At 65.2% G+C, this 11,935-nt stretch carries 12 protein-coding genes; 7 read left to right on the plus strand and 5 right to left on the minus strand.

Features of this window, described 5'->3' with window-relative positions; all coding sequences use genetic code 11:
* Positions 1–869: 869 nt before the first annotated feature.
* The 4 genes from ACSDR0_RS46880 to ACSDR0_RS46895 all read right to left on the minus strand — a co-directional run bounded on the left by ACSDR0_RS46880 (position 870) and on the right by ACSDR0_RS46895 (position 4,466).
* Positions 870–1,454: a hypothetical protein gene (locus ACSDR0_RS46880; RefSeq protein WP_435295466.1), complete on the minus strand. Its 585-nt coding sequence runs from the start codon at positions 1,452–1,454 to the stop codon at positions 870–872.
* A 17-nt stretch (positions 1,455–1,471) separates the two neighbouring features.
* Positions 1,472–2,152, minus strand: a complete 681-nt coding sequence (locus tag ACSDR0_RS46885) for a C39 family peptidase (RefSeq protein WP_435295467.1) — start codon at positions 2,150–2,152, stop codon at positions 1,472–1,474.
* Positions 2,153–2,898: 746 nt separating this feature from the next.
* Positions 2,899–3,825 carry an inositol monophosphatase family protein gene (locus ACSDR0_RS46890; RefSeq protein ID WP_435295468.1) on the minus strand — a complete coding sequence of 309 codons (927 nt, stop codon included), beginning with the start codon at positions 3,823–3,825 and terminating at the stop codon, positions 2,899–2,901.
* 17 nt (positions 3,826–3,842) lie between these two features.
* A complete protein-coding gene (locus ACSDR0_RS46895) occupies positions 3,843–4,466 on the minus strand; it encodes a hypothetical protein (RefSeq protein ID WP_435295469.1) in 624 nt (207 codons plus the stop codon).
* A 677-nt stretch (positions 4,467–5,143) separates the two neighbouring features.
* Here ACSDR0_RS46895 and ACSDR0_RS46900 point away from each other — a divergent pair.
* Complete coding sequence (locus tag ACSDR0_RS46900) at positions 5,144–5,545, plus strand: hypothetical protein (RefSeq protein WP_435295470.1); 402 nt, start codon at positions 5,144–5,146, stop codon at positions 5,543–5,545.
* Positions 5,542–5,727: a hypothetical protein gene (locus ACSDR0_RS46905; RefSeq protein WP_435295471.1), complete on the plus strand. Its 186-nt coding sequence runs from the start codon at positions 5,542–5,544 to the stop codon at positions 5,725–5,727. The genes ACSDR0_RS46900 and ACSDR0_RS46905 overlap by 4 nt, the downstream gene beginning before the upstream one ends.
* 317 nt (positions 5,728–6,044) lie before the next feature.
* Here the strand turns inward: ACSDR0_RS46905 and ACSDR0_RS46910 are convergent, their stop codons facing one another.
* On the minus strand, positions 6,045–6,515 hold the full coding sequence (locus ACSDR0_RS46910; RefSeq protein WP_435295472.1) for a hypothetical protein: 471 nt from the start codon (positions 6,513–6,515) through the stop codon (positions 6,045–6,047).
* 239 nt (positions 6,516–6,754) lie between these two features.
* On the opposite strand from ACSDR0_RS46910, the gene ACSDR0_RS46915 reads away from it, so the two are divergent.
* The 5 genes from ACSDR0_RS46915 (at position 6,755) to ACSDR0_RS46935 (ending at position 11,523) form a co-directional block, all read left to right on the plus strand.
* Positions 6,755–7,954: a radical SAM protein gene (locus ACSDR0_RS46915; RefSeq protein WP_435295473.1), complete on the plus strand. Its 1,200-nt coding sequence runs from the start codon at positions 6,755–6,757 to the stop codon at positions 7,952–7,954.
* Entirely contained in the window at positions 7,947–9,428 is a 1,482-nt protein-coding gene (gene fabV / locus ACSDR0_RS46920; protein ID WP_435295474.1) for an enoyl-[acyl-carrier-protein] reductase FabV, read from the plus strand. The genes ACSDR0_RS46915 and fabV overlap by 8 nt, the downstream gene beginning before the upstream one ends.
* 18 nt (positions 9,429–9,446) lie before the next feature.
* On the plus strand, positions 9,447–9,983 hold the full coding sequence (locus tag ACSDR0_RS46925) for a hypothetical protein (protein WP_435295475.1): 537 nt from the start codon (positions 9,447–9,449) through the stop codon (positions 9,981–9,983).
* Positions 9,984–10,219: 236 nt separating this feature from the next.
* Positions 10,220–10,882, plus strand: coding sequence for a chemotaxis protein CheB (locus ACSDR0_RS46930; RefSeq protein WP_435295476.1), 663 nt, complete (start codon positions 10,220–10,222; stop codon positions 10,880–10,882).
* 269 nt (positions 10,883–11,151) lie between these two features.
* Complete coding sequence (locus tag ACSDR0_RS46935; RefSeq protein ID WP_435295477.1) at positions 11,152–11,523, plus strand: STAS domain-containing protein; 372 nt, start codon at positions 11,152–11,154, stop codon at positions 11,521–11,523.
* Positions 11,524–11,935 lie beyond the last annotated feature (412 nt).

The raw sequence follows: 11,935 nt of genomic DNA on the forward strand, positions 1-11,935 counted from the left end.
CCCCGCAAGATCCTTTACGTCACACCGGTGTCACGCTGACACAGCACCCCGAGATAGCCATGGACCAACACGAACTAACACGCTCCGTCACCACCGAAAGTGGGCCAGAGCCGTTTACTGGACAGACCCGCTTGATGAGGGAGCGCGCTGCACTTGACCGGCTGGACTAGCAGTTGGACGGCGACGGCTGACCCGGTTGCTGTATTTCACTGCTGTACGGACATGAAAAAGACCCTCCGGGGTGATCCCGGAGGGCCTTTGACCTGCTGTGCGGCCGGAGGTACTCGAAACCCCAACCTTCTGATCCGTAGTCTCAGGCATAGGGTCCAAGCAGGTTCGCCGAGGTCCGTTTCCCCTGGTAGCGGCCTCTCTCGCATCGCGACGAACCCCAGTGAACTCGCGCTGGTTGCTACAGCCGTTGCTACAGCAGTGTCGTCGCCTACCTATTCATACGAATGACGGCATAGGCACACGTCTACGCGGTGGATGACGTCTCGTCATCCACCGCGTGTGGCCGAAGTTGTGCGAGTCCTCATCGTCGAGCAAGTCGCTCGCGATACGCGTGGCCGCCGGACCGCGCTGTAATGGTGCGTCCCCAACCCGCTGCGGGTCCAACTCTTGGAGGAAGACCTACCGCCGGCGCCGTCCGCGTAACCAGTCCTCGGCGCTCGTCCCACCGCAGCACATCCGGCGGTGACATGATGACCAGGTGGTTGACGGTGTGCGGCCAGGGCCAGAGCTGGGAAATGATGTGCGCAGGCACCACGGCCTTGGAAGCGGAGGCGATGAAGTCACCCCCGCTTCCCCGGGCAGCTCACCCTGACCGGTGGTCTTTTGTGATCCTCTCCAGGAGGGGTGAGTGGGTGGCGTTAGGTCGGCTCCCAGACGGGTGGCTGGTGGGCTCTGTAGTCCTGGGCGTGGGCGGCGAGTTCTCGGAAGAACACCGGCGATGGTGTGACCTGGCCCTCGCGCCCGATCGGGGAGGGTGCCAGCGGTATGAGCAGATCGGTGTTGGGGGCGTGCAACCACAGGGCCATCTGGTAGAGCTCGGGGATCCGCAGGAGCCGCAGGTCGAACTTGGCCAGTTGGAGCTGCGGCAGGGCTCGTGCGGCCTTGACCGCGGTCGCGGTGGCTCCAACGGATGAGCCTCTGTAGAACGTTGGCGGGAAGGTGCGTTCCGGCGTTTCGGAGACTTCGGCGCCGGCGAGCACATTGCCGCCGGACTCCAGCAGGAATCGCCAGCCCACCGGCTGCGCCGCTTCCAGGCCGCCGCCGGCCTCGATGTCTCGCACGAGCAGTGCGTACACCCGGTGTGGGGTGGACACCTCCACGTCATCCGGGGCGATCTCGCCCAGCAGTTTCGGGCCGTCTCCGCTGGCTCTGGCGATTTGGCCGAGCTGGGAGCGCGTTTCGTCGCGGATCCGTCCCGGCGGTTCGGGCGTGTTCAACGGCATTGCAAAGCTCCCTGAGGTTAGTTGCGCCGAGTTTTGAAGGTCCTGTTCCAGGTGCCGTTCTGGCCGCCCGGGTAACCGCCGAAGAGCGTCTCCCACGCGACCCACATGATGGGAGCGTCCTCCATGCCCTCGTATACCCCTCCCGTGTCCTCCCACGGGTCATGCACCCATACATGCACCAGTTCACCGGTCTGCGGGCGGTAGCTGTACCCCCAGATGTTGACGATGTGGCCGGACAGGCCGCCACCCCAGCCGATGTTCATGATGATCGGGCGTCCGGCGTCTATCTCCGCCTTGACCTCGTTCCTCGTCAACTCCATGAGCCTTTTGACCCCCACCCACCTGCCGCCCGTCCACGTCTGGTCGACGCGATGCCTGTCAGCGTCGGCAACCGGGACCTGAATCCCGGCTTGCTGCAGCGGCCCGGCATCCGGCCACCAGCCCTGGTTGCAGTCCCCGCGTAACTCGTCATCCGGGCAGCAGCGGAACGGTCGCTGGTCGGCGAGCCGGGAGTCGTCCCTGTTGAGGACCGCGGCGGCGAATCCGCACTGGGTCCAAACCTGCGAGTTGGCGTAGAAGTTCGCGATGCTGATCGCCGTCGCGTTCCAACACCAGTTTGTTTTTTCCTGGTATTGAATGTTGCGCCAGTATGTCGAGCCGAGGCTCTTGATCATGACGCTCTCGTCTGGTTGTCCCACGCGACGTCATCCCTTCTCTACGCCGGTTACATCGTCGCCGTCTTCGTGTTGATGATTCAACGGCGGCCTTTGGCCAGAGTTTTTATCGAACAGTCGAGAATGTAAATGGGCAGATTTGCCAGAGTGGAGCCGAGAAACCGGAGTGGAGCCGAGAAACTCGAACCTCTGAGACCAACTGGGGGTGCCGTCAAGGCGGCTATCACCAGCCGTCATTTGGGTGCTGACGTGCGCAGTCAGTGAGTACGGTGACGGGGCGCCAGAACCTCGGTGCCCTTGGCGATGGCATGCGTTCGTGGCGCGTTCCATACGGAACGGTGTCCAGATCCGGCCAACCTCGCATCCGTCGGAGCTGGGCCCTTGCCGGGCGGCGGGTGCAACCGGATGATCAGGCGGGCGAGAGGGGCGTCGAGCAAGGTGAGGTCTTCCCTCCCCCGGTCGTGGCGATCCGCACGCCCGTCGTGTCGTGCGCGTACCCTGCGCGGCGCGGGCACGCGGATCTGCCCTGCACCACCCATACCGTCACGGATGTTCCTGACCCAACTGGGTCAAGCCGGAGCGGGGTGGTCAAGGTGAAGGATCAAACATGCAATCGGCCCTTCCGGCACGCCCTCGTGGGCGGAGTCTGGCGCTAACCATCAGCGGTCGGCCTTAGCGCCAAATAAAGCGTCCGCAATGTCCAGAATTAACTGAGGTCCCTTCCCAGATGGGAAGGGACCTCAGTGCGTCTGGCCGAACAGTCGGCGCTCTCATTCCTTTGTCAGCACGTTAGCAATCTCGTCGGCAAGCGTTGGGTTGGTGGCTGCGATGAACATCTGGCGCCGATCCATCGCTTCGGCGATATCGCCCAAGGTATCGAGCTGGTAGTTCAGTGAGATGGGCTTGCCATGGAGGTCGATGACGGTCCCGCCAGCCGCGCTAAGGATGTAGTGCCCTGGGGCCAGGTCCCATATTGCGAAGCCCTTTGAGAACTCGATCGTTGCATCCGTGAAGCCAGCAGCAACATGGCACAAACTGATAGAGCCGAAGTCCACACCGATACGGCCACGGCTGTTCCCGTTGTCGGCAGGCTGGTTCAGTTCCTCGATCAGGCGGTTCTGCTGGGCCAGTGCCTGGAAGCGATCGGGCTTCATCAGAAAGTTGGTGATGAGGGCTTCCTGTACGGGCACAGCTTGCCTCGGCCGGAGGGGGTGAGTGGCACCGTTCTGCTCACGCAGGAATGCGTGATCCTGGCCGGCTTCGTCACGGGCCGCAGTGTAGATCTGGAGGTGATGGAAGATGTCACCCACCACAGCCGCGATCGGGCGTGCGAGGCTTCGAGAGTAGACCATGACGTGCGTGTAGCCGTAGAGGGAACGAACAGCCATCTCGCTCGTGTCCAGCGGATCTACGAGGACGCACAGGTCGGGGTCAGGGTCGTCGCCTATGACCTGCGGGTCGGCCTCTTCGCTGGCATAGACGAAGGACGGGAAGATCTCTGAGAGCAACTCTCGATAGCGGTCGTGGAGGAGCAGGTCGTAGTCGGACAGGAAGTTGTCGGTGTGCCGGGCGTTCGTGCGGTCGGCATGCTTGCCCGAGAGGGCAGCGCCGATGAGCTGAGGGCGAATCTCACTGATCAGCGTGGATACCAGGGTTGTGAGATCTTCGGCGATGCTCGGAAGCTGGGCCTCGGGCACTGCAGGTACCTCCGTTGTCAGCGTAACTCCAGGGGTGGTTCGATCCCCGGAGGGGACATCGTCGCAGCAATGAACACCGCCTTGAAGGCAGCAGCTCGCATGATGCCAGCGCCTGTCAGGTCATCGAAGCTGGCCACTTCGAGGTTCCGCTCCTTCGTCATGGCGCCGAAGACGGCGAAGTAGATTTCTGCGCCAGGGTAACGCTGGCGAATCTCGCCGGTGATGAATCCAACGACATCCGCGTGCTTGACCTCGAAGTCGCACAGAACGATCGTTGGAGCCTCTGGCAGGTCCGGGTACATCGAGGACCGATCGAGGGTGATGAAGTCCCGACTCTTGTTGCACTTGAGGTATCCAATGGGGCACCGCCCGAACTGGGCAGATGCAAGGAAAGTTGCCATCACTAGGCCCGCTTCGTTGATCCCGAAGCAGGCATCCACATCCACGCGGCGCCCAACGTTCTTGATCTGCTGGATAAGCCGTTCGAGCCCGTGGCCGAACGATGCCCACGTCAGGTTCAGCAGTTGGCCCGGTCGGGGGTTGGGGAGGGAGTACAGGCAGATTTCCGGATTGCCGAACTCGACAGTGGGAGCAGCCAAGCTGAAGTCTGGGCCGATGGGATTGTCGGAAGCGTCGACCATCTGACGCCTCACCGCGAACGGGTGCCCTTCCGGGACTAGCCGTAGGCCGGGTGGCTCTGGGAACGAGTTGGCTGCGGTGAAGCTTTTCAGTGAAAGCTGCTCTTCGGGTGCGAGGCGCTCATACGCTTCAGCGACCAGGTCGCTGGGGGAGATGTCCTCGCTTGCGACTCCTAGGGGGCCACTGCTGTATGCGGTGGCGAGAATCAGCAGGCTTGAGAATGACGGAGGCGATCCAGCTCCACCGCGAGCACGCGCCCATGTCTCCCAAGCGTTGATGGAGGTACCGCCCAGGCTGGTTTGGTGCCCGGTTACCTCGTTGTACCGAACGGCGGCTTGATCCTGCGAGAGGCCACAGGCATAGCGATGTGCCTGCAGACTGGGTATGTCGGGATGTCGATTCATTAGCTCGACAGCGGCCCCCTTGACCGAACCTGTCTCCTGAAATAACTCTCGACCCATACGCGCCAGTTCACGTCCTCGCGCTTGAGGACTTTCCTTGCCTCGGCTCTGGGTAGGCATTATTCGCCGCCTCCTCGGTTTCGGCGCCACGTTACCCATCTCAATGGGCAGGCAACACGGATTAGAGGAAAAAGCAGGTCAGCGCCACCCTGATATCTGAGCGATTGTGGGCTCCGTCGCAGGTGTGGGGAAACGGGGCAACTCCTAGCCTCAGAGTCATGATCCCCGCACAGACAGCAACAGAGACCAGCGCAGAGGAGCGCACCCATCCTGAGGTAAGTGACCTTGTCGCCGAGACGCATGACAAGGCGCTCGCCGTCGTACAGCAGCTACTGAAGACGAAGAGTGTCCACCACACCTACGTCGTTCACACGATCGCCCTGAAGCTGGGAGTGGACAACAAGCCGTGGCCTATGGGACAGCGAACGCGGCGGGTCCCCGAGCTTGTCGCTCACAGCCGTGAGGGTTGGGAGGTGGCGACCGTGACCGTGGGGGAGCGCTCCGGCTGCTATGTGGTTTCCCTACCTTCGGTGGGGGTCACGGCCCAACTGGTGAATGCTGGCGAGCCTCACGCGGTGGTGGATCTGATTCTCGCGGCGCTGCCGAAGGGGGCGGCGTGACATCAGAGATACCGGAGTTCGACGTGACGAAGACCCCGGACGGCACTTTCGAGGCGCGGCGCAAGGGCAGCCCCGAGAGCAACCCTGCCGACGTGACCGAATCGACGTTCCGAGACCTTGAGCTGGGGTGCCTGGCCGCACGGGTGAGGTGGTCGATCTGGTCGGCTGGGAGGCCGCAGTGACCGGCGCCGCGCCGACACGGCTTCGAGCCCCGGCCGTCGTCGCCCATGAGGGCGAAGCCCTAACGCAGCAAGTCATCTTCGTGAATCACCCCACCGGGCCACGCCTGCGGCATGCTCGCCCTCGCCCAGGCGACTGGGGCTATGGGGTCCTGCGGGCTCGCCAGAAGACCAACAACCGGGGCCGACCCATCTTCCCCAAGGTCCATACCCGCCGTCAGTGGCAGTACATCGACCTGGGGCTTTGCCAGATATGCAGTAGGCCGGCACTCGATCATGAGTCCGGGCGGTGGTCGTGGCTGCTCTCCGACGACGGCAAGTCAGCGGATCAGGGATACACCAACGCTCCACCCACCTGCCGGGACTGTATCCCTGAGGCGATCGAGCAGTGCCCCCACCTTCGCAAGGCCGCGGCCATCTACACCGTGGGCGGCTACGAGCCTTACGGCGTCCTGGCAAACCTGTACGTGCCTCTCGGGGAGCTGGCTCTCCCTCTGGCGGAAGGGGTCGAGCTGACGCTGTCCGACAACCGCCTCGGGAAGGCTCTGGCCACCCAGCTTCTTGTACGCCTTCACGACCTCCAGCCCGCGTAGGGCTGACCCCCTCCCTGCTTGACCTCCCATTTCTACGGAGACACCGTTGCGCCTTAAAACCATCAGAAACGCGATCTTCATCGTCTGCTCGCTGGCTCTGGCCGTATGGACGGTGGCGTCGCCGGACTCGGTACCCAAGCCGGTCCTCGTAGGGGTGATGTTGACATACGCGGCGGTCTTGGCCGTGCTGTTCGCCACGAGTCGACGCAAGCGGCCCCAGTAACAGGCTCCCGGTAGGGCCAGCCTTCCCCGAGGACGGTCTTCGCCCGACCGCCGCCCTACCGGGGCACAACACCCCCTGGCTGCAGGTGAACCCACGTCACCATCTCTCTGTTCCATACCCAGGCGAGGGGAGGGAGCAGCCAGGGGGCACCACACCAAAACGCCGCGTGAAGACGCGGCGCCCCGCCTACCCGCACGAAAAGTGAGGGCTAGAAATGATCAAGGAAGGTGCGCACACCTACATCGACGGCCGAACCCCGGTCGTCCCCTACACCGGGAAGTACGCGGTGAAGACCCCCGACGTGTTCGACCGGATCCGCGACCGCTGGGCCCAGGTGGGCCTGGCCGAGGCGCCGTACCGACCCTTGAGGGTCGAGTTCGAGATCACGACCAAATGCAACGACTCCTGCCCGAGCTGCGGCATGGGAGCCCTTTCCCTGCAGGCGGGCCGGTCCCTGAGTGACCGGCAGCTGGAGCACCTCATCGAGGAGTTCGCCGACGTCGGCCTGCCGTGCGTGGCCATCACCGGCGGAGAGCCGTTCGTCGCGATGCGCGCGCTGCTGCGCTTCATGTCACGGGCGCGCAGCGCAGGGGTAGAGATCAACAAGCTCACCACGAACGGCATCTGGGGCTCGAAGCGGCGCTGTGGCCCCACCTTCGACCAGCTCATCAAAGCCGGGCTACTGGACAATCAGTTGTTCGTGCCGCTGCTGATGGTCTCCATCGGAGAGCAGACCACTCGGCTGGAGGACGTGGCCCGGATCATCCACCACACGGTCACCGAGTTCACCGAACGGGACCTGAACATCGCAATCAGCAGCCTCGCCGACCCCTCCGACCGCGAGCACAAGATCTACCCCCTCATGCGGCTGTACGAAGAGACCTACGGCGACTTCCCGCACGACCGCGTCCACTCCACGATGCGCGTCTACCTCGACAACGAGCGCCTGGAGAATCAGGCGCCGATCCACCGGCCCGGCCAAACACCCGTCTCCAAGTGGATGGACACCTGCTACGACTGCTTCGCGCCCACGGTCGGCTCCTACGTGCTGCCCACCGCGCTGCTGAAAGCAGACGGCAACCTGTACGCCTGCGCGGCGTTCAACGTGCCGGAGAAGCTCGGCTTCGGCAACCTGTTTCGTGAGCGGCTGCGCGACATCATCGCCCGCACCAACCGCTCCTCCTACGTCGCCACGGTCCGGGCCGGCGGCGGCCTCAAGGCCCTGCACGATGTGATTCCCCGCACCGAGACCGAGAAGATGACCTGCGGCAGCTTCTGCGGCTCCTGCTCGCTGCTGATCGACACGTTCGAGCAGCGCACCGGCGAAACCGGCCCTGGAGGTCCGGCGTTGCCGTTCGTGTCCGCTGACGCCCTGTGGTCACGGCTCAGCGCGGCCGGTGGCCGCCGTGACTGACGAGCTCACACCGCAGCAGGTGGTGGTGGCCGCGGTCGCCAAAGCCGCCGGACGAGCGCCACGCGACTGCGCCAAGCTGACTTTGAGCCTGTGGAATGACCTGGGCCTCGATAGCCTCTCGCTGCTGGAACTGATTCGAGACCTCGAAAAGCGGTTCCAGGTGACCATTCCAGATGAGGACACCGGCCAGGCTCATACGGTCGGCGACCTCGTCATGATCGTTCAGCGCCTCGCGGGCTCCGACCCGCGGGCCCGACCAGATAGGTACACGATGACGGAACGACTCATCGAACCCCGCGGGCGCGGGTTCCTGCTGTTCGACTCCCACCCCGCCGGATGCGAGAAGATCGTCGGCGACATGTGGGACCGCGTCGCCCCCGCGACCGCCGCCACGAAGGCCGAGCGCCGCCCGGTCGCCCTGGTCATCGGTTCCAGCGCCGGTTACGGGATGGCGACCACGATCGCGGGAATCCGTCGCTACGGCCTCGACGGCGTCGGCCTGTGCTTCGAGCGCCCGCCCACCGAGCGGCGCACGGCCACCGCGGGCTGGTACCGCACCATCGCGACCGCCGGACTCGCGGCCAAGGCCGGTCGCGACTGGTCTTTTATCAACGGCGACGCCTTCGCCGACGACACCAAAACCCAGGTGCTTGACCTGCTCGGCGAGCGGTTCGGCGGCATCGACTACCTGATCTACAGCGTCGCCGCGCCTCGGCGCGTCGATCCCGTCACCGGGCAGACGCACCAGTCGGTCATCCAGCCGCTCGGGGCGGGGTACAGCACCAAGACCCTCGACGTCAGCGACGACAAACCGGCGCTGAAGGAGATCTGGGTCGAACCGGGGAGCGACACCGAGCGGGCCGACACCATCAAGGTCATGGGCGGTGAGGACTGGGCCCTGTGGGTCGACGCCCTGGCCGAGCGTGGCCTGCTGCGCCCGGGGTTCACCACCGTGGCCCTGTCCTACATCGGCTCGCACCTGACCGCGCCGATCTACCGGGACGGAACGATCGGCGCCGCCAAGGCCCACCTGGAGGAGACCGCGCTCACGCTGAACGGCGACCTAGCCGGAGTCGGCGGGCGGGCCATGACGTCGGTCAACGGCGCCGCCGTCACCCAGGCCTCCACCGCCATCCCCGGCATCGCCCTGTACGTCAGCCTTCTGCGCGGCGTCCTCGGCGAGGCCATGCAATCCCCGCTTCAGCAGTCCGTCGAGCTGTGGGATCGGCTCATCGGTGCCCAGGCGCTCGACCTCGACGACCACGGGCGCATCCGCCTGGACCGGTGGGAGTGGGACCCGCTCATCCAGGAGCAGGTGACCGAGCGGTGGGGGGCCGTCGACGGCGCCACCATCGGCGACCTGGCCGACATCGACTGGTTCACCTCCGAAGTGCGCCGTCTGTACGGCTTCGACGTGGCCGGCGTGAATTACAGCGCGCCGAGCGAGCCCGACCTGCTCTGGCCCACCGAGTAGCAACCGACTGGAGGAGACGTGACAACCGCAGGCGACCGCATCCGGCTGTGTGAGGAGTACATCCACCGGCCGCGTACCCCGTACAGGGCTCGTAAGCCTCGCTACGACGCGGCGGCCGACCGGCTGTTCTCCGCGCGTATCTCCAACCGGGACATCCTCGTGGACGTCGGCGTGGGCGGCACCGAGTTGGATGTGTGCCTGCGGGTCGATTACGGCTGGCGCGGCCGGTACGTGCCTATTGATGGATGGTTGGACGGGGTGGACCTGGAGACCTGGCAGCCGCCGCGCACCTTCCACTGGTTCGCCTGTCTGGAGGTCCTGGAGCACCTGCACGACCCCGGCCGCCTGGTCAAGGCGCTCCAGGACAACGCCACCTGCGGCCTCGTCATCACCACCCCGAACCCCGAGGTCTGGGACGTCTTGTCCATGGACCCTACCCACCTCACCCCCATCAGCCAGGACATGCTCAAGGCGTGGGGTTTCGAGACCACCCTGCACACCTTCTACGGCAAGTACCAAGACGGCATCACGGGAATGTGGACCAGGGTCACGTAAACCGGCGCCGAAGGCCGTCTGTTCCACCTCGCAGGGTGACTTCGTGCCAGTGGCGGCTAACGGTGGCCGGTCGTAACCTGCCGAGATCACCGAGCAGGAAGGCGGCCCCCCTCATGCCGCAGCAGGTAGCACCGGGTCTTCTGTCGTCCAAAAGCGCCCATTGCATACGTTGTGGCACCATCGCCCCGCCTCGTACCAGGGATTCGGCGTGAGCCGAGATGTGATTTGCTGCCGCTATGACACATCCGTCCGACGCGGCGGTCTCACTCGCCGCGGGCGAGGTCGGCAGCCCCTCGGTTCTCACTTTTGGACAGCCACCGCGTCCGCGCGACGGCTACCCGGTGGTGGCGTTGATTGCCTCGGCCGGGGGCCTGGAGGCGTTGTCACGGGTGCTGGCTGCGCTACCGGCTGATCTGCCCGCCGCCGCCTTGGTCGCCCTGCACCAAGATCCCACCTACGACAGCAAACTGGCCGACATCTTGAACCGGCGGACCGCTCTGGAGGTGCGGGTCGCCGCCGACGGCGCCGCCCTAGAGACGGGCCTGGTGTTGATCGTGCCACCAGGCCACCACCTGCTAGTCACCTCCCCTGCCAGCGTCGCGCTCATCGACACCGGAGCGCTGCCCCCGCCCCGCCCCTCGGCTGACCTGCTGCTGGCCACCTTGGCCGTCACCTGCGGGCCTCGCGCGCTGGCGGTCATCCTCACCGGCACCGGCCATGACGGCCAAGCCGGGGTGCGCGCCGTCACTCACCGCGGTGGCGCCGTCATCGTCCAGGATGAGCCCAGCTCGGCGTTCTTCGCCATGCCCGCGGCTGCCATCGCCACCGGCCAGGTCAACCAAGTGCTGGCCCTCGACGACATCGCTGAGGCGATCATCGCTCACATCACGCCAGCCTGACTCCTCCGGGGTGGCGCCCGCCGGCGGCGATGCGAGCGGGCGTTGCGATGAGGGCGGTTGTGGTGAAGGGGTAGTTCGCGCTGCCGGGTGTGTCTGCGGCGGGGGACGACGGGAGCGGTGGGCCTCGACGAAGCCGCGTTCCGTTTCGCCTGCGGCCACGGGCATCTCTGCCCCTTCCTCGGGGTATCGCGGGGATCGTTCACCGGCCGCTACCGTGACCCCTCGCGGCCTATCGCGGCAAGCCGATTTGTGACTAGGGGAGGGCTGAGGTGGAGGATCGCTGGCAGGCGTTGCGGGTACGGGTCACCCATCACGGGCATTGCAGCGTGCTGGAGGTCGGCGGGCACCTGGACTTCATCACCGCACCCACGCTCACCGGCCACGTGGAGGCGGTCTGGGAACTGAGCGAGGGCCCCCGGCTGGTGCTGGAGGTCTCTCAGCTGACCTTCTACGACTCCACCGCCCTGGCGGTACTGGCTCACACCCGCCAACGCATCCACGCCACCGCCACCGGCCGGCTGCTGTTCGCGGGCGTCCCGCACGGACTGCGGCAGCTGCTGCACCGCACCGGCCTGCTATCCCGCTTCGAGCTGCGCGACAGCGCCGACCAAGCCGTCGCCGAGCTGCTCCCGGAAGCGTGAAGGCTCAGCCTTTACGCCTCCGGCACCGAAAATCTGTAGTGGCCGAAGTAGACATCCGTGGTGGGTGGGGGTAGAGTTTCTGACATCGCAAGGAACGGATCCACGAGGGCAGAGCAGGACGTAGGCATCACGACGAACTGCCCGGACGAGCGTGGATAGCTGGATACAAAGACGACGCAGTGAAGAGGGGCAGAAGGTCGGACGTGCCAGGACCGAGCGGTTGAAGGGTCCCGGCCGTGGACGCGCTGCCACAGCAACAGCAGTGAAACCAGAAACACCGTTGGACGCGCCAGGACCAGCAGTAGGTAGAAGGTGAAGGGTCCCGGCCGTGGACGAAGCAGCTGCGGCAAGAAGTGAACGGGCAGAAGGTCGGACGTGCCAGGACCGGCAGTGGTTGAAGGGTCCCGGCCGT

This window comes from Streptosporangium sp. G11, assembly GCF_051192615.1.
Classification (GTDB): domain Bacteria; phylum Actinomycetota; class Actinomycetes; order Streptosporangiales; family Streptosporangiaceae; genus Streptosporangium.